Consider the following 17,538-nt stretch of genomic DNA (forward strand, 5'->3'; position numbering starts at 1 on the left):
CCGGAGCGAGCGCCCCGCAGATGCGGCCCGCGGCGTAACCGGCGGCCACCGCCGGCGGCACACCCTCCGGGCGCCCGCCGTGATCAGCGACCAGAGGGCACAGGTGCCGAGCACGACCACGCCCGCCGCGTCGGAGGCGCTGCGTCTTCCCCCGTCGGCGTCCGTCCCGGCCGTCGACGTCACCCCCGTGGACCCCGCCCGCCCCCCGCGACCGGCCGCTCTTCCGACCTGTGACGGGCCCGGGCCGTCCCGCCACGCGGGCTCGGGCACACGGCAACGGCTTGTGAGCGGTTCGGGGCTGGTGCAGAAACGATGTCGCACGGGTGGGGAAGGAACGGTTCGACCGCGCTGTGGGCCGTTCGGACGGTCGCCGTACACTCCCGGAGTGACCGTCACCGCAACCCCCGTGGACGAGTCGGACGCCGCAGGCCGCCGTACCGCGCCCGCATCGCGCGCCGCCCGGTGGCTGCGCCGCCTCGTTCCGGCCGCCGCCGCGGCGCTCTCCGGAGTGCTCCTCTACGTCAGCTTCCCGCCGCGCACCCTGTGGTGGCTGGCCCTGCCGGCCTTCGCCGTCTTCGGCTGGGTGCTGCGCGGCCGGAGCCGGAAGGCCGCTTTCGGCCTCGGCTACCTCTTCGGCCTCGGGTTCCTGATGCCGCTGCTGGTGTGGACCGGCGTGGAGGTCGGTCCCGGCCCCTGGCTCGCCCTGGTGGCCGTCGAGGCGCTCTTCGTGGCGCTGGTGGGCGTGGGCGTCGCGGCGGTGTCCGGGCTGCCGGGCCGGCCCCTGTGGGCGGCGGCGGTGTGGACCGCCGGTGAGGCGGCACGCGCGCGGGTGCCGTTCAGCGGCTTCCCCTGGGGCAAGATCGCCTTCGGGCAGGCGGACGGCGTGTTCCTGCCGCTGGCCGCGGTCGGCGGCACGCCGGTGCTCGGCTTCGCGGTCGTCCTGTGCGGGTTCGGCCTGTACGAGGCCGGACGGCTGGCCCTGGAGGCGCGGCGCACGCGCGCGGTGCGGCGGGGAGCGGCGGCCGTGGCGCTGCTCAGTGTGGCCGTGCCCGTACTGGCCGCCCTGGCCGCGCGGTCCCTCGTGAGTGACCGGGCCGAGGCCGGCACCGCCACCGTCGCGGTGATCCAGGGCAACGTCCCGCGCGCGGGGCTCGACTTCAACTCCCAGCGGCGGGCGGTACTCGACTACCACGCGCGCGAGACGGAGCGCCTGGCCGCCGAGATCGACGCGGGCGAGGTGGCCGAGCCGGACTTCGTGCTCTGGCCGGAGAACTCCTCCGACATCGACCCCTTCGCCAACCCCGACGCCTACGCGGTCATCGACCGCGCGGCCAAGGCGGTCGGTGTGCCCATCTCGGTCGGCGGCGTCGTCGAGCGCGACGGGAAGCTCCTGAACGAGCAGATCCTGTGGGATCCGGAGAAGGGGCCCGTCGACACCTACGACAAGCGGCAGATCCAGCCGTTCGGCGAGTACCTGCCGCTGCGGCCGCTGCTCGACATGATCAACGAGAGCTGGACGTCGATGGTCCGCCAGGACTTCAGCCGGGGCACCGAGCCGGGCGTGTTCGCCATGGACGGCGCCACGGTCGGCCTGGTCACCTGTTACGAGGCGGCGTTCGACTGGGCCGTGCGCTCCGAGGTCACCGACGGCGCCGAGCTGATCTCCGTGCCGAGCAACAACGCGACCTTCGACCGCAGCGAGATGACCTACCAGCAGCTCGCCATGTCCCGCGTGCGCGCCGTCGAGCACAGCCGGACCGTCGCGGTCCCGGTGACCAGCGGCGTGAGCGCGATCATCCTGCCGGACGGCACGATCACCCGGCGCACCGGCATGTTCGTCGCCGACTCGCTGGTCCAGGAGGTGCCGCTGCGCTCGTCCCTCACGCCCGCCACCCGGCTCGGGATCCTGCCGGAGACCGCCCTGGTGCTGGTCGCGGCGGGTGGTCTCGGCCGGGCGGTCGCCACCGCGCGCGGGCGGCGCACGGGTGACGCGTAGCCGTCCACCCGCCGTACGCCCCCGGAACCGGTCCGGCGCCGCGCGGGCCGCCCGTTAAGGTCGCCGCATGGCTACTCCAGACTTCATCCGCACCCTGCGGGCGTCCGCCGGGCATCAGCTGCTCTGGCTCCCCGGGATCACCGCGGTCGTCCTCGACGACGACGGAAGAGTGCTGCTGAACCGCCGTTCCGACACCGGGCGGTGGTCCCTGATCGGCGGCATCCCGGACCCGGGGGAGCAGCCCGCCGCCTGCGCCGTGCGGGAGGTCCACGAGGAGACCGCCGTGCACTGCCTGCCCGAGCGCGTGGTACTGGTCCAGGCGCTCCAGCCGATCACGTACGGCAACGGCGACACCTGCCAGTACATGGACATCACCTTCCGCTGCCGGGCCCTCGGCGGTGAGGCGCGGGTGAACGACGACGAGTCGCTGGACGTCGCCTGGTTCGACGTCGACGCCCTGCCGGAGCTCAACGAGTTCGGGGTGCTGCGGATCAAGCAAGCCCTGTCGGACGCCCCCACATGGTTCGAGTCCACGACTTTCGAATGAAGTATGGGGGCTGACCACATGGGGCGGGGGGCGGGCGCTGCCTAGGGTCGGCCCCATGACCGCGTCCCGTGGCCTCCCCGGCCCTCACGCCCCCACGCTCGACCTCGGCGGCCGCACGGCCCTCGTCACCGGTGCCGCCGGCGGTATCGGCCGCGCCTGCGCCCTGCGGCTCGCGGCCGCCGGCGCCAAGGTCAGAGCGGTCGACCGGGATGAGGCCGGCCTGGAGGCGCTGGCCGAGGGGGCGACGGGCCTGCCCGGCGGCGTCGAGCCGCGCGTGCTCGACCTCACCGACCTGGACGCCGCCGAGGCCGCGGCCGCCGGTGCGGACGTGCTGGTGAACAACGCCGGGCTGCAACTGGTCCGGCCCCTCCAGGATTTCCCGCCCGACGTCTTCCACACCGTCCTCACGGTGATGCTGGAGGCGCCGTTCCGCCTCATCCGCGGCGCTCTGCCGCACATGTACGGGCAGGGCTGGGGCCGCATCGTGAACATCTCCTCCGTGCACGGCCTGCGCGCCTCCGCCTACAAGGCGGCGTACGTGGCCGCCAAGCACGGCCTGGAAGGGCTGTCCAAGACCGCCGCCCTGGAAGGCGCCCCGCACGGCGTCACCTCGAACTGTGTGAACCCCGCCTATGTGCGCACCCCGCTCGTCGAGAGGCAGCTCGCCGACCAGGCCCGGTCGCACGGCATCCCCGAGGAGCGGGTCCTGTCGGAGGTGATGCTCCAGGACAGCGCCGTCAAACGGCTCATCGAACCCGAGGAGGTCGCCGAGGCCGTGGCCTATGTGTGCAGCCCGCAGGCGTCCTTCATGACCGGGGCGTCGCTGGTGCTCGACGGCGGCTGGACCGCGCACTAGTGCCGCGGCAGGCGACGTTCGCCCCGTCGCGACGCCCGGCACGCACCCCCGCCGCACCCGCCGAAGGTCCGAGTACGTCCGGTACGAGGGCTTCCGGCCGGCCCGCCGGGAGCACGCACCGGACGCCGCTCCGCCACGGGCGAACGTCGCCTGCCACGGCACCAGTGCGATCAACGTCCGCGTGCCCGGAGTTTTCCACAGGGCTGGACGGGGCGGCCCGGCGATGAGGAATCCTGTGACCATGTCCCGCGATCACGTGAAATCCGCCGAGCGCCCCACGGGCGACCCCGCGGCGCCTCCGGACGGCGCCGAGGCGCCGTTCCTGGAGCTGCTGGCCCGGGGCGCGTCCGCCGACGCCTACGAGCAGCCCGTGCTGCTCGCCCGCGCCCAGGGCCGGCCCGCCGAGTGGATCACGGCGCTGGAACACGCCAAGCTGCTCGCGCTGCGCGTCCGCTCGGAGCTGGAGGGGCGGCGCCGCCGGGAGGCCGAGCTGTCGGCCCTCTTCGAGACCGCCCACGACCTGGCCGGACTGCGCGACCTGGACGCCGTGCTCCAGGCGATCGTGCAGCGCGCCCGGTCGCTGCTCGGCACCGATGTCGCCTACCTCAGCCTGAACGACCCCGAGCGCGGGGACACCTACATGCGGGTCACCGAGGGCTCGGTCGCGGCCGGCTTCCAGCAGCTGCGGCTCGGCATGGGGGAGGGCCTCGGCGGCCTGGTCGCCCAGACGGCCCGGCCGTACGTCACCGACGACTACTTCCAGGACGGCCGCTTCCAGCACACCGACTCCATCGACGCGGGCGTCCGGGACGAGGGCCTGGTCGCCATCCTGGGCGTGCCCCTGATGCTCGGGCACCACGTGATCGGCGTCCTGTTCGCCGCGGACCGGCGGGCGCGGGTCTTCGAGCGGGAGCAGATCGCCCTGCTCGGCTCCTTCGCCGCCCTGGCCGCCGCCGCCATCGACACCGCCAACCTGCTCACCGAGACCCGCTCGGCCCTCGCCGGCCTGGAGCGCGCCAACGAGATCATCCGGGACCGCAGCGCCGTCATCGAACGCGCCTCCGACGTCCACGACCGGCTCGCCGAACTGGTGCTGCGCGGCGGCGGGGTGCACGACGTGGCCGCCGCCGTCTCCGAAGTCCTGGACGGCACCGTCGAGTTCACCGACGCCACCGCCGCACCCGCGCGGGCCCTGGAGGCCTTCCGCACCGAGGGCCACGCGGTGCGGCACGAGGACGACTGGATCGCCGCCGTCGCCGCGGGCGGTGAGCTGTTCGGCGCGCTCGTGCTGCGCGGCCACCCCGGGCTCGACCCGGTCGACCAGCGCACCCTGGAGCGGGCCGCGATGGTCACCTCGCTGCTGCTGCTCGCCCGGCGCTCCGCCGCCGAGGCCGAACAGCGCGTGCGCGGCGAACTCCTCGACGACCTGCTCGACGCCCGCGACCGAGACCCCCGCCTGCTGCGCGACCGCGCCTCCCGGCTGCACGCGGACCTCGACGCCACCCACGTCGTCCTCGCCGCCCGCCTCGACGGCCCCGCGGCCGACGCCGACCACGAGGCGGACGCCCGCAGGCGCCTGTGGTCCGCCGCGTCCCACCTCGCCGCCACCCGGCACGGCCTGGCCGCCGCCCGTGACGGCGGCACGGTCCTGCTGCTGCCGCTCGACGCCGGTGACACGGCGACGGACCTGGCCCGCCGCACCGCCCGGCACCTGGGCACCGCCGTCCACGAAGCGGTCACGGTCGGCGCGTCGGCACCGGTCCAGGACCTCGCCGCCCGGCCCGACGCGGTGGCCGCCGCCTACGAGGAGGGGCGGCGCTGCCTGGACGCCCTGCGCCTGCTCGGCCGCACCGGCGACGGGGCCGCCGCCGAGGACTTCGGCTTCCTGGGCCTGCTGCTGGCCGGCGACCGGGACATCACCGGTTTCGTCGACCGGACCATCGGCCAGGTGGTGGCCTACGACGAGCGCCGCGGCACCGACCTGCTGCGCACCCTGGAGGCGTACTTCGCCAGCGGGATGAGCCCGGCCCGCACCAAGGACGCACTCCACGTGCACGTCAACACCGTCGCCCAGCGTCTGGACCGGGTCGCGCGCCTCCTGGGTGACGACTGGCAGCTGCCGTCGCGCGTCCTGGAGGTCCAGCTGGCGCTGCGGCTGCACCGCCTGACGGTTCCCCTGCGCAGCTGACCCCCGCACGCGGGCGTGCGGGGGCCGGGGCCGGCGGGGTCAGACGGTGTGCGTGTCCGCGGCCCGGGACGCCGGGGACGGGGCGTCCGAGGGACGGACGTCGGCCAGGTCCCGGTCGCGGGTCTCCTTGGCGGCCGCCACGGCGACGACCGTGAGGAGGGCCGCGGCGATCACGTACAGCGCGATCGGCGTGGAGCTGCCGTAGTCGGACAGCAGCGCGGTGGCGATCAGCGGGGCCGGGGCGCCCGCCGCGACGGAGGCGAACTGGGCGCCGATGGAGGCGCCGGAGTAGCGCATCCGGGTGGCGAACATCTCGGAGAAGAAGGCGGCCTGCGGCGCGTACATCGCCCCGTGCAGCACCAGGCCCACCGTCACGGCGAGGAGCAGGCTGCCGAAGCCGCCGGTGTCGATGAGGGCGAAGAACGGGAACATCCACAGGCCGACGCCGACCGCGCCGGCCAGATAGACGGGACGGCGGCCGATCCGGTCGGACAGCGCGCCCCACAGCGGGATGGCCGCGAAGTGCACGGCCGAGGCGATGAGCACCGCGTTCAGGGCGGTCTGCCTGGAGACGCCGGCGGAGGTGGTGGCGTAGACGAGGATGAAGGCGGTGATGACGTAGTAGCTGATGTTCTCGGCCATCCGGGCGCCCATCGCCACCAGGATGTCCCGCCAGTGGTGGCGCACCACCGCCACCAGCGGCATCCTCTCGGTCTGCGCCGCGCGGCCGGCCTTGCGGGCCTCGGCCTGGGCGAGGGCCTGCTGGAACACGGGGGACTCGTCCACGGAGAGCCGGATCCACAGTCCGACGATCACCAGCACCCCGGAGAGCAGGAACGGCACGCGCCAGCCCCAGCCGGTGAAGGCGCTCTCGGACAGCACGGCGGTGAGGAAGGACAGCACGCCGGTCGCCAGGAGCTGTCCCGCGGGCGCCCCGGTCTGCGGCCAGGAGGCCCAGAAGCCCCGGCGCCGCGCGTCCCCGTGCTCCGACACCAGCAGGACCGCGCCGCCCCACTCGCCGCCGAGCGCGAAGCCCTGGACGAGCCGGAGCACCGTCAGCAGCACGGGCGCCGCGCTGCCGATCGTCTCGTGGGTCGGCAGCAGGCCGATCGCGAAGGTCGCGCCGCCCATCAGCAGCAGGCTCAGCACCAGCAGCTTCTTCCGGCCGAGCCGGTCGCCGTAGTGCCCGAAGACGAGCGCACCGAGCGGCCGGGCGGCGAAGCCGACGGCGTAGGTCAGGAACGACAGCAGTGTGCCGACGAGCGGGTCGGACTCCGGGAAGAAGAGCTGGTTGAAGACCAGTGCGGCCGCGGAGCCGTAGAGGAAGAAGTCGTACCACTCGATGGTGGTCCCGATGAGGCTGGCGGCGACGATCCTCGGGAGGCTCGCGGGGGGTGGGGGAGCGGTGTTTCCGGATGCCATGTGCGCCACTTCCTCGTGTGCGGTGGGGACGGGTACGTGTCGGCACACGGTAGGAAGCAGCAGGTCAGGGTCACATGTGGTGGGGCACCATAGTTCAGAGGGCTGCTATGCGTGCGTCCACTATGCCGGGGCGGGGAGGGGCGGTTCGCGGGCTCGGGAGTGGTCGAGACCAGCGCTGTCCGGGAAGCGTAGTCGGGGGTGATGTGCCCCCGTGGGGGAGTCGCAGGAGACGTGGTGTGCCGGCGACGGTCACCGGGCGCTTTCCGTCCTGGACGCGGCGAGGGCGCGTGCCGAGGCGAACTCGACGACCTGCGCCGCTATTTCCTCCAGCTGTCCTTGGACGTGGGTGTCCTTGCAGGTGCCGGCGGGCGAGAAGCGTGCCGCTGAGGTGTTGATCGCGGCGCCCAGCGGTGTGGGCCAGCCGCGCAGCGCGTGGGTCACGTCGCGCAGCGCGGCCAGCGTGGAGACGGCTCCCTGCCAGCCATGGGCGACCGCCACGCATCCGACGGCCCGTTCACTCAAGTAGGGCCGTCTGTCCTCGCGCAGTTCCTCGACGTGGTCCAGGGCGTTCTTCACCAGACCGGAGATCCCGCCGTGATAGGCGGGGCTGGCGAGTACGAGGCCGTCCGCGCCGGCTATGGCGGACAGGAGCCGGCGGGCCTGGGGCGCGGTGGCGCCCTGCCGGGGGTCGTACAGCGGCATGGCCAGTGAGGGACCGCTGATCAGTTGCACTGACGCGCCGCGTTGTTGCGCCGCGTCCAGTACCACCCGCAGGGCCTGCTCGGCGGTTGACTCGGGCCGGCTCGAACCGCCGACACCGACCACGTTCACGATCCGGTGCACTGGGGTTGCGCCTCCTTCTCTCTCGGGTGTCTGGGGGTGTTCGCGGTGCGGGCTGTGGAGTGGTGCGGTCGCAGCTCCGGGCAGTCGGGCCACGCGGTGGGGTTCGTCCCTGTCCGTCGGCCTTTCGCCGAGAACTCGTGTCGGGCGAGCGGCTGCGGATGAGAAAAGGTGATTCCACCCGTGCGCGCGGACACGAAGTGGAATCATCTTTTACTCGCTCGTGCCAGGAGGTCAGACGGTGGACGTCACGCCGTCCTGCCTCTTGGGCTCCTCGGCAGCCGGAGCCGCTGGGTTCCGCCTGAAGTTCAGCGCGACCAGCACGATCAGCACGATGCCGACCACGGTGGCCCACATGGCGGAGCGCACGCCGTCGGCGGTGGCGACGCGCAGCGCCTCACCGGTCAGTCCCTCGTGACCGGAGTTGGCGACCGCCACCAGCACGGCGAGTCCGACCGCGGCACCGACCTGCTGGCCGGTCGAGGCGACACCCGAGGCGATGCCCTGTTCCTGTGCCGCGACCCCGGTGGTCGCCGCCGCGTACATCGCGGTGAACACCGTGCCCTGACCGAGGCTGAGGATGAGAACACCCGGCACCAGCTCCATGTAGGAACCGGTCGGCGAGACGGACAAGGTGAAGGCCACGGTACCGGCGAGACCCATGAGGAGCGCGCCGACCAGCGTGGCACGCACCCCGAAGCGGGTGGCCAGCTTCCCGCCGGACAGGTTGCCGATGAGCACGCCCACACACGGCAGGAGGAAGGCGATACCGCTCTTCGTCGCGGAGTAGCCGTGCACGCTCTGCCAGTAGAGGGTGAAGAAGTAGGGCAGCGCGCCGAACGTCCCCATGAAGATGAAGGTGACGACGGTACCGGTGCTCAGGTTGCGGTTGCGGAACAGGCGAAGCGGCAACAGCGGGTCGCGGCCGCGGCTCTCGATGGTGACGAACGCGGCGAGCACGGCCACCGCGACGGCCGCGGTGCTCAGGATCGTCGGCGAAGTCCAGCCCGACACCGGTCCCTGGACAAGGGCGAACACCAGCAGCGTCGATCCAACGGTCGCGGTCAGCGCACCGGGCAGGTCGAACTTGCGCCCAGCGGCTGTCTGGTCGGTGTCCTTCGGGATGATGGCGAACGCGAGCAGCATGGCACCGCCGGCCAGCGGGACGTTGGCGAAGAAGATCGACGCCCAGCCGAAGGCGCCCGTCAGCACACCGCCGAGCAGCGAACCGAGGATCATGCCGCTACCACCCGCGCCGCCCCAGATCGCCAGTGCGCGGTTGCGCTCAGGGCCTTCGGCGAAGGTCGTGGTGACCAGTGAAAGCGTGGCGGGAGCGAGGAAGGCGCCGCCGATACCCTGTACCGCACGCGCGATGATCAAGGTCGTCGGATCGCCCGCGAGCCCTCCGACGAGCGAGGAGACCGCGTACAGGAACAGGCCGAAGATGAACATGCGGCGGCGTCCGAACAGGTCTGCCGCACGGCCGCCGAGCAGCAGGAAGCCACCGAAGGCGACGGCGTAGGCGCTGACCACCCACTGGAGGGTCTGGGCCGAGAAGCCGAGGCCGGTACGGATCTCGGGGAGTGCTACGAAGACGATGCTGTAGTCGATCGCGTAGATGCACTGGGCAAAAGCCAGCAGTGCCAGGATCCAGCCGAGGCGTCGGCGGGATGGCGCCTCGGCGCCGGCGACTGCAGGAGACATTGTCTGTGCCGTCCCTTCAGGGATTTTCGGGTGCTGGTCGGTAACGCAGGGCGTAGGACGGGCCGGTGGCGATCGACAGCGCCTGGGCGGCCGTGCTCCCGCCGGTCGAATGGGTGTCGGAGCTGACTGGTTCGGTGTTCGTCCCGTGACTCACCGGGTCGAGCCGTCGGGGGTGGGGCCGCCGGTCGGCCGGCTTCCTTCGGTGATCCGCTCGGCATGGCGCCGGGTGGCCGGCTGCGGCAGCTTTGGGGTGGTGCGGTCGACGGCCGAGCGGCCCGCCGGAACCGGCGGGGCTCGCATCGGCGGAATCCGTGGGTGCGCGGAGGCCCGGTGGGCTCGGACAGCGCGGTGCCGAGCGTGAACCCTCCGCTCCCGCAGGTTCCGACGAAGGATATTTTCATGAATGCATGCCCCGTCAGTCGTTTTCAGGACAGGGTGTGGGCCCGCCAGTTGCCCCGGCGACCGGTTCGGAATTCGCGGTTCTTGGCCTGTACGGCATTTATCCCCCCAGCTGAAAACTGTCGACGACGGCGTTGGCCGTTCCCCGTGCAGCCGAGAACCGGAAGACCGGATCCGTTCGCTCCGCTGCTTTCGTGGGGAAAGACCTCCGCCGGTATTCGCGCACTCCGGCTATGGGTGTCCGGTAGCCTCATTCGCGGCGTCCGAACGCGGTGCGAGGTGATCGCGGAACCACTGCACGACAGCGGCGTCGAGCCGGTCCCATTCATCTCGGTCGTCCGGAAGATGACCGCGGGAGAGGCGGATGAACCGCACGGTCTTGCCCAGTTCGGTCAGCGTCTCGTACAACTGCTCGGTGCCGTTGATGACGACCGTGGTGTCGCCTTCCGCGTGTGCCAGCAGCAGCGGCGCCCGGATGTCGGCCGCATGGGTCAGTGGACTCGCCGCCTTCAGCCTCGCCAGGTCCTCCGGGTCGTCGACGTCCCCGATCCACTCCACGACCCGCCGGCTCCACGTGGGCGGCAGGGCCCGGACGTCCGTTTCGAGGTCCGCCAGCCCGCAGATCACGACACCGGCCCGCCAGTAGTGCGGCAGCCTCGTCAGGCAGCTGAGTGCCGCGAACCCGCCGTAGGACATCCCGTGGACACCGAGCCGATCGCCGTCCACCCAGTCCAGGCTTCGGAGAAACCGGGCGGCGGCTTCCAGGTCGGCCAGGTCGCCGCCTCCCCAGTCCCGGTAGATCAGCCGCTGGTAGGCCAGTCCCCGTCCGGTCGACCCGCGCACGTTCGGCGCCAGCACGGCCATTCCGGCGCGCACCAACCGCTGGATCAACGGGTCGTGGACCGGCAGCGCGGCCCACTCCGGACCGCCGTGGACGGTCAGCACCGCGGGGACGGGGCCGGCCGTCGCACGCGGGCGGTACAGCAGCCCGGATATCTCCAGCCCGTCCGCTGCGGTGAACCAGACCGTCTCCGGTGCCACGAGGTCGTCCGGCAGCCCGTCGCTGAAGTCGGTGAGCCGGTGTGACTCGCCGGTTGCCAGGTCCACCAGGCAGAACTCGGTAGCCCGGTCGGCGGCGCCGACCTGTACGAGCAGACGGTCTCCGGCGAACCGCGGCACGAAGCCGTCGTAACCGAACGGCTGGGAGGCGAAGCCGGGCAATTCGACTGTGGTCTGCGAGGTGCAGAGCATCGTGTGCTGGTCCTGGGGCAGGGTCCAGACGACCTGCGGACCCACGATCACGTTCTCCACATCGGCATCCGGCGTGGCGATCCACTCCAACGGCCGACCGGGCACGAGCAGAGCGACACCGAGGTAGTCACGGCCCTCGGTGGTACACACGTAGATCCCGTCCTCAGTCCACCCGCCCGGCTGGTACTTCGCGGGGCCCTCGTGCGGGGTGAGGTGCCGGGTGCGGCCGGTCTCGAGATCACAGGCGAACAGGTCCTGGTCGGTGTTCTGATGGAACCTCAGCACGAGCAGGTGCCTGGAGTCCGGTGAGAAACATATCGGTACGTACCGGTCGTCGCCCTCCATGACCATCCTGGACGCCCCGGTCGTCAGGTCCCGCACGTAGACGTCGAGGCAGGTGGCGTCCCGCGCGTTGGTCGCGTACGCGAGCAGGCGGCCGTCCGGACTGTACGGTTGGCTCCCGCTCGAGTACGGCACGCCTATCTCGCGCCTGACACCGGGTTCGGCAGCTATCCACTCCACCTCCCCGGTGCGGGGATCGAGTTCGGCCAGCCGGTAGTCCTGGCCGCCGGTCACGTCCGCCACGGCAAGGAGGCGCGTCTCGTCGGGCCGCCACGCCAGCCGGGTGACCGCACCGTCGACCGGGAGCATCAGCCGCTTTCCTGTCCAGGTCTGAAGCCACGGCTGCGGCCGGCCGGACTCGTCGCTGACGTACGCGAAACCCTCCTTCGCGGGCCAAGCGCCCCAGACGGTCATGAGTGCGCCGCCAACGCGAGCTGGATCGTCGCCGCGGCGACGATCCCACGGTGGAACCGGTCGAGGTCGAGATTCTCGTCGGCCGCGTGGTTGGCCTCGTCGGCGTTGGCCAGCGGCACGCCGTAACAGGGGCATGAGAGCCCATCGCTGAGCACGGCCATCGGCAGGCTTCCGCCGAGCGAGGGGATCAGCAACGGCCGTTGCCCGTTCACGTCCTCGACCGCCTGGACGATCGTTGCCGTATAAGGGGTCTCGGGTAACGTGGTGGACGGTGCCATCGCCGCGCCAGGCGTGAACTCGACATCGGGGGCGTATCTCGCGACATGCCGCTGGATGGCGTCGGCGACCTGGTCGGGTGTCTGGCCGCCGACCAACCGGGCCTCGCACCGGGCGACGGCGACGTCGGGGATCACCGCGCGGTGGTCGCCGGAGTCCTCGCAGCTCAACGAGTTCACGGTCAGGGTGGGCATGGTCAGGCGTTTGCGGAATCCCAGCCAGGCCGGCGGCTCCAGGACGACCGCCCCGATCGCTTCGAGCGTCTTGGCCACGTCCACCGGAAAATCGTCCAGCGCGGCACGCTGACCGTCGGTCAGCGGCGCGACGTCGTCGGCGAAGCCGGCCACGGTCACGGTCCCGTCCGCCGACCGCATGGTGGCCAGCAGCTGCACCAACGCCCACGCCGGGTTGGGTGCGACCCCGCCCCAGTTCCCCGAGTGCAACGGCCGGCTCGCGCCTCGTGCGCGCAGCTCGAACATCAGGATTCCGCGTACGCCGAGGACCACACACTCCCGGCCCGATTCGTGCACGGGCCCGTCGCTCCAGATCACCAGATCGGGCTGACCGACCTGACGTACGGCCGTGGCCAGGTTGGGGCTGCCGATCTCCTCCTCACCGTCGAGCAACACCGTGACACGGCAGGGAAATCCGCCGGTCAGGTCCCGCAGGGCACGCAGCCCCAGCAAGTGCGCGAGATGCTGCCCCTTGTTGTCGCCCGTCCCGCGCCCGTACATTCGGCCGGCGCGGATCGACGGCACGAACGGCGGTGTCGTCCACAGCTTGAGCGGCCCGGCCGGCTGCACGTCGTAGTGACCGTAGATCAGCACATGCGGACCGGGCCCGTCCGCCGTTCCCACGAGCGCGGGCCAGCCACCGGTCTCGACTTCGCGTGCCTGGAGGCCTGACGCGCGTAACAGCCGAAGACCGTGGGCCGCGGCCTCGGCCATGCCCTCGCCGGTCCGGCTCACGCTCGGCTGGGAGATCCAGTCCGCCAGCTCACCATCCAGGTCCCGGGCACTCACCCAGTCCCGGAGCTGCTTGATCACAGACCCTCCAACCGATTGCACAGAATGAAATCGATGGCAGTCAAGCAAACCAGGACTGGCCTTGGCAAGGTACAGTCCCGGATGTGGAAGCGACGATCGAAGATCTCAAGGCACTCGGGCACCCGGTCCGCTGGCGCATCCTGCGGCTGTGTCTGGACCGCGCGTTCACCAACAAGGAGCTGTCGGTCGAGCTCGACCTCGCTCCCGCGACCACCCTGCGTCACGTCCGTGCCTTGGTGAAGACCAATTTCCTGGTCGCCGAACCGGTGTGCGCCGGTGAGCACGGCGCACTGCAACGGCCCTATCGCGCGACCGCACGCACCCGGGGCCTGATCATCCCGCCCGACGACTCCGGCCTGGCCCAGCAGGTCGACCTGGCCGTGCTCGGCGCCCACCGCACCGAACTGATAGCCGCGGGCAAGGATTCCAGCCGTGGCGCCAAGCGGGGCGTACTGCGGTTGCGGCCCGAGTCCGTGAAGTCGCTCCAGCGCAGGATCCAGGATCTGATCGCCGAATACCCCGACGAACCCGACGGCGAGCCGCTGAGCTACCTGTGGTCACTCGCCGCCCGGCCCCAGATCGACCCCGATCCCCAGGAGAGTGACGGAAAGGCCGATTGACCAATAGGTGCGACCGGTGCTTCACTCACTTGCCATTCGAGCGACGCCTCGAGGCCGCCATGGCGGCCGGCAAGGCGATGCCGTCGGTTGCTTGTCGGAAAGCGCACGTCAATGAACAGGCCGAGTAAGTCGCCGGTACTGGTCATTCGTCACGGCACAGGTTTGACGGGGCAGCTCTGCACGCCTGCAGCATCGCATCCGGGAAAACCCGAAGTAACCATTCCGGAAAAGGGTATCGAATGAAAATTGTCATCGCTGGCGGCCACGGCAAGATCGCCCTGCGATTGACCCGGCGCCTGGCCGGACGCGGCGATTCCGTCGTGGGCATCGTGCGTAACCCCCGCCACGTCGACGACATCAGGAAGGCGGGCGGCGAGGCCGTCGTGCTCGATCTCGAGCACGCGACCGTGGACGAGGTGGCCGCCGCCCTGGCCGGCGCGGACGCTGTCGTCTTCTCGGCCGGCTCGGGCAACAGCGCCACCGCCGCACGCCGCGACAAGATGGACCGGGCCGCCGTCGTACTCGTCATGGACGCGGCGGAACAGGCCGGTGTGCGAAGGTTCCTGCACGTCAGCTCCATCAACGTGGGGTGCGCCGACGAGCGCGGCATCGGTGAGGGGTACTCCGTCTACCTGCGGGCCAAGCATGCCGCCGAACAGCACATCTTCGCCCGGACGGAGCTCGACTGGACGGTACTGCGGCCCGGCGTGCTCACCGACGGGGACGGCGACGGCACCGTCGAACTCACCGTCGGGAACAGGATCGCGCCCAAGCACGCCAGGTTCGCCCAAGTCGCCAGGGAGGACGTCGCCGCCGTGCTCGTGGCGCTCATCGACCGGCCCGACACCGCCGGGCGCATCTACGTGGTGGTCGGCGGCGGGACCCCCATCGAGAAGGCGATCGACCTCTAGTGCCGCGGCAGGCGTCCGCCCCGTCGCGACGCCCGGCACGCACTCTCGCCGCACCCGGCCGAAAGCCCGAGTGTCCCGTACGAGGGCTTCCGGCCGGCACGCCGAGAGCACGGCACCGGACGCCGCTCCGCCACGGGCGGACGGTGCCTGCCGCGGCCCAGCACGCGTCCCGTGGACCACGGCCGTGCGACCCGGGACCAGTGGGGGATCCCGACGGCACCGCGGGGACTGGGCTGACAACAGATGCAGTTCGGGCGTCCGGAGTCGGATGCGCACCTTGAGGGAGCGACTCAAGACGCCGCCACGAGAGTGACGTCACCTCGCTCCGCCCGGACACCGGGCGGACGGGATGTCATCCACTCACGCACGGTTCGATTCCGGACAGTGCGCTCAGCAGGAAGGGTCTCCTTTCACCACACGGGGGTATTTGTCGTGCAGTCAACTGCCACAGCCAGACCAGCGGTTCGAGCCGGCTTCGCGGTCGTCGGCAACAGCGCCGCAGACACGTCTCAGGCGACCGAACCGACCTATTGTCGATTAGATTCCGTCACCTATTCCATCGCGGTGGCCGATCAGCCGCTCCGACAGCCACCGACCAAGGCTTCGACGGCGCGCTGCACCCACTGGGCGGTGACCGCGGCGGCCATACCCTACTGGGCGGCCGGCAACGTCGAGGCCGCGCACCTGGAGCCGGGCAACGTGGGCAGCCCGGTGCCCGAGGCACACGGGTTCGGCCTGCTGCTGTTGATGCTGGACGGCTGCGCCCGCGCGGCACCGGCCGTAGGCGAAGAGGTGCTGCGCGACCGGCGGGTGCCCGACGGGACGAACCCGCCGGCGGTGACCACCGTGGTCGTCGCGGCCAGCCCGGCCCGCTGGGCCGACCGGTCTCCGGCGGCCGTTGACCGGCCCGACCCGGACCGGCCCTGGTTCGCCGAGATCGGCTACGCGCACTGCTTCCCGATGCTGATGGCCGGGCAGGTGCGGCACGCGTCCCGGACAGCCGAGAACGGGTACCGCGACGAGGTGGCCGCCGGGAGCTCAGCAGTGGCCGACGGCTGGCTGGCGCTGCGCGGCCAGGTCGCCAACGTGGCCACCGCCGTCGCCGACGTGGAGACCGCCTCGCGCCTGTTCGACGGCGGCAACTCGCGTCTCGTGCTGGCGCCGCGTCTGGCCGAACTCGCCGTGTCCGGCGATGAGGCCGGCACGCGACAGACCCGGCAGCCCGCCGACCGGGCGTCCGAGAACCGTCTGTTCATCCCGTGGTCGGCCCTGAACCAGGCGTGGATCACGGCGGCCGACGGAAACACCACTCTCGCCGCCAGGCAGGCACTCGCTGCGGCCGACACCGCCATGGCCCTGGGCCAGTACGCCGTCGAAGCGACGGCAAGCTACGACGTGGCCCGTCTGGGCAACCCCAACGCCGTACGGCACCGCCTCGCCGCGCTCACCGACCTGGTGCCGGGGCCGGTCGTACCGGCCATGGCCGGCGCCGCGGCCGCGTTGGCCCGCTCCGATCCCGCAGGCCTGGACGTCGCCACGGCGAGGTTCAACGAACTCGGGATGGACCTGCTCGCCGCGGAGACCGCCACGGTCGCAGCCGCCCTACGGCACACCTCCACGCCCTCCAGCACGATCGCGTGTCCGACCGCGACAACCCCACTGCTGCAGCTCACCACCCCGCTGGTCGATCTCACCAGCCGCGAGCGGGACGTCGCGCTGCTGGCCGCCAACGGATTCACCAGTCCCGCCATAGGACACCGGCTGGGACTGTCCGCCCGCACTGTCGACAACCACCTGGGCCGCGCCTACCAGAAGCTCGGGGTGACCAGCCGCCGCGACCTGGCCCCGCTGATCGTCGCCGACCGTCCGAAACCGCCCGTACATGCCGAAGGGAAACAGCGATGACCTCGATGAGCGACCTCGACAAGATATCGGCCAACCGAGAGGGCTTCAATCTGCGAGCACGGGCCCACATGCAGTCCTCGTACTACGACGTCGAAAAGTTCAAGCAGGGGCACAACATGCTGCGCAGGCTGGAACAGGAGGAACTCGGCGACGTCCGCGGCCGGTCCCTGCTGGAACTGCAGTGCCACATCGGCGTCAACTCGCTCTCGCTCGCCCGTATGGGCGCGCAGGTCACCGGCACCGACATCTCGGACGAGGCGATCGACATCGCCCGCGAGCTCGCCGAGGAGCTCGACCTCGACGCGCGCTTCGTCCAGGCGAACCTCTACGACCTGCCGAAGGTGCTCGACGGTGAGTTCGACATGGTGTTCACCGGATACGGCACCCTCTCGTTCCTGCCCGACATCACCGGCTGGGCCCAGGTGGCGGCGCAGTACGTGAAGCCGGGCGGCACCCTCACGATCGTGGAGATCCACCCGATGCTCACCCTCTTCAACGATGTCGACGGGGAACTGCGGGTGGCCCGCTCCCTGTTCCAGTCCCGGCAGGTGCACCACGAGATGTCCACGACCTACGCCGACCGGATCGCCGAGGAGGTGGAGGTGGAGAAGCACAGCCTGTACGGCTGGCGGTGGAGCGTGGAGCAGGTGGTGAACGCGCTCATAGGCGCCGGCCTGACCATCGAGCGCATCCGCGAGGTTCCCTACGACGCGCGCCAGCGGCTCCCGTTGATGGTGTCCGACGGAGACCACAATTGGCGGATCCCGGGCGACCCGATCCCGCTGTCGTTCTCCTGCACCGCCAGGCGGCGGTGAGCCCCG

The 17,538-nt window shown here is 71.5% G+C and carries 14 protein-coding genes; 8 read left to right on the forward strand and 6 right to left on the reverse strand.

The annotated features are described in order from the left end of the window. Positions 1-385: 385 nt before the first annotated feature. From lnt to ACFF45_RS14640, 4 genes are all read left to right on the forward strand, one after another. A complete protein-coding gene (lnt, locus tag ACFF45_RS14625; RefSeq protein WP_381346365.1) occupies positions 386-1,996 on the forward strand; it encodes an apolipoprotein N-acyltransferase in 1,611 nt (536 codons plus the stop codon). Positions 1,997-2,063: 67 nt separating this feature from the next. Continuing rightward, positions 2,064-2,543 (forward strand): NUDIX hydrolase, encoded by a 480-nt coding sequence (locus ACFF45_RS14630; protein ID WP_381346367.1) that lies wholly within the window; start codon positions 2,064-2,066, stop codon positions 2,541-2,543. 55 nt (positions 2,544-2,598) lie between these two features. After that, positions 2,599-3,399, forward strand: coding sequence for a 3-hydroxybutyrate dehydrogenase (locus ACFF45_RS14635; RefSeq protein ID WP_381346369.1), 801 nt, complete (start codon positions 2,599-2,601; stop codon positions 3,397-3,399). 241 nt (positions 3,400-3,640) lie between these two features. Next, positions 3,641-5,587, forward strand: coding sequence for a helix-turn-helix domain-containing protein (locus ACFF45_RS14640; protein ID WP_381346371.1), 1,947 nt, complete (start codon positions 3,641-3,643; stop codon positions 5,585-5,587). Positions 5,588-5,626: 39 nt separating this feature from the next. On the opposite strand, the gene ACFF45_RS14645 is transcribed toward ACFF45_RS14640, so the two are convergent. The 6 genes from ACFF45_RS14645 to ACFF45_RS14670 form a co-directional block, all read right to left on the reverse strand. Then, positions 5,627-7,009: an MFS transporter gene (locus ACFF45_RS14645; RefSeq protein ID WP_381346373.1), complete on the reverse strand. Its 1,383-nt coding sequence runs from the start codon at positions 7,007-7,009 to the stop codon at positions 5,627-5,629. A gap of 249 nt (positions 7,010-7,258) precedes the next feature. Beyond that, positions 7,259-7,852, reverse strand: a complete 594-nt coding sequence (locus tag ACFF45_RS14650; protein WP_381346375.1) for an NADPH-dependent FMN reductase — start codon at positions 7,850-7,852, stop codon at positions 7,259-7,261. A gap of 231 nt (positions 7,853-8,083) precedes the next feature. Further along, complete coding sequence (locus ACFF45_RS14655; RefSeq protein ID WP_381346377.1) at positions 8,084-9,553, reverse strand: MFS transporter; 1,470 nt, start codon at positions 9,551-9,553, stop codon at positions 8,084-8,086. A gap of 150 nt (positions 9,554-9,703) precedes the next feature. After that, positions 9,704-9,853: a hypothetical protein gene (locus tag ACFF45_RS14660; protein ID WP_381346379.1), complete on the reverse strand. Its 150-nt coding sequence runs from the start codon at positions 9,851-9,853 to the stop codon at positions 9,704-9,706. Positions 9,854-10,183: 330 nt separating this feature from the next. Beyond that, positions 10,184-11,959 carry a S9 family peptidase gene (locus ACFF45_RS14665; protein ID WP_381346381.1) on the reverse strand — a complete coding sequence of 592 codons (1,776 nt, stop codon included), beginning with the start codon at positions 11,957-11,959 and terminating at the stop codon, positions 10,184-10,186. Continuing rightward, on the reverse strand, positions 11,956-13,281 hold the full coding sequence (locus tag ACFF45_RS14670) for a M20/M25/M40 family metallo-hydrolase (protein ID WP_381346383.1): 1,326 nt from the start codon (positions 13,279-13,281) through the stop codon (positions 11,956-11,958). The genes ACFF45_RS14665 and ACFF45_RS14670 overlap by 4 nt, the downstream gene beginning before the upstream one ends. Before the next feature lie 83 nt (positions 13,282-13,364). Between ACFF45_RS14670 and ACFF45_RS14675 the strand changes: the two genes are divergently transcribed. From ACFF45_RS14675 to ACFF45_RS14690, 4 genes are all read left to right on the forward strand, one after another. Beyond that, positions 13,365-13,901 (forward strand): ArsR/SmtB family transcription factor, encoded by a 537-nt coding sequence (locus ACFF45_RS14675; protein WP_381346385.1) that lies wholly within the window; start codon positions 13,365-13,367, stop codon positions 13,899-13,901. A gap of 239 nt (positions 13,902-14,140) precedes the next feature. Further along, complete coding sequence (locus ACFF45_RS14680) at positions 14,141-14,812, forward strand: NAD(P)H-binding protein (protein ID WP_381346387.1); 672 nt, start codon at positions 14,141-14,143, stop codon at positions 14,810-14,812. 630 nt (positions 14,813-15,442) lie between these two features. Next, positions 15,443-16,717, forward strand: coding sequence for a helix-turn-helix domain-containing protein (locus ACFF45_RS14685; RefSeq protein WP_381346389.1), 1,275 nt, complete (start codon positions 15,443-15,445; stop codon positions 16,715-16,717). After that, the gene (locus ACFF45_RS14690) at positions 16,714-17,532 is read left to right on the forward strand and encodes a class I SAM-dependent methyltransferase (RefSeq protein ID WP_381346391.1); all 819 of its coding nucleotides are present in this window, start codon (positions 16,714-16,716) and stop codon (positions 17,530-17,532) included. Before ACFF45_RS14685 ends, ACFF45_RS14690 begins: the two co-directional genes overlap by 4 nt. Positions 17,533-17,538: the final 6 nt, after the last annotated feature.

The sequence above is a fragment of the Streptomyces cinereospinus genome, from assembly GCF_042430725.1.
GTDB classification, from domain to species: domain Bacteria; phylum Actinomycetota; class Actinomycetes; order Streptomycetales; family Streptomycetaceae; genus Streptomyces; species Streptomyces cinereospinus.

Excerpts from the sequence above, each read along its gene's own strand:
- ACFF45_RS14645 (WP_381346373.1), bottom strand. The coding sequence starts at position 7,009 with ATGGCATCCGGAAACACCGCTCCCCCACCCCCCGCGAGCCTCCCGAGG.
- ACFF45_RS14660 (WP_381346379.1), bottom strand. The coding sequence starts at position 9,853 with ATGCGAGCCCCGCCGGTTCCGGCGGGCCGCTCGGCCGTCGACCGCACC.
- ACFF45_RS14655 (WP_381346377.1), bottom strand. The coding sequence starts at position 9,553 with ATGTCTCCTGCAGTCGCCGGCGCCGAGGCGCCATCCCGCCGACGCCTC.
- ACFF45_RS14690 (WP_381346391.1), top strand. The coding sequence starts at position 16,714 with ATGACCTCGATGAGCGACCTCGACAAGATATCGGCCAACCGAGAGGGC.
- ACFF45_RS14640 (WP_381346371.1), top strand. The coding sequence starts at position 3,641 with ATGTCCCGCGATCACGTGAAATCCGCCGAGCGCCCCACGGGCGACCCC.
- ACFF45_RS14630 (WP_381346367.1), top strand. The coding sequence starts at position 2,064 with ATGGCTACTCCAGACTTCATCCGCACCCTGCGGGCGTCCGCCGGGCAT.
- ACFF45_RS14665 (WP_381346381.1), bottom strand. The coding sequence starts at position 11,959 with ATGACCGTCTGGGGCGCTTGGCCCGCGAAGGAGGGTTTCGCGTACGTC.
- ACFF45_RS14635 (WP_381346369.1), top strand. The coding sequence starts at position 2,599 with ATGACCGCGTCCCGTGGCCTCCCCGGCCCTCACGCCCCCACGCTCGAC.
- ACFF45_RS14680 (WP_381346387.1), top strand. The coding sequence starts at position 14,141 with ATGAAAATTGTCATCGCTGGCGGCCACGGCAAGATCGCCCTGCGATTG.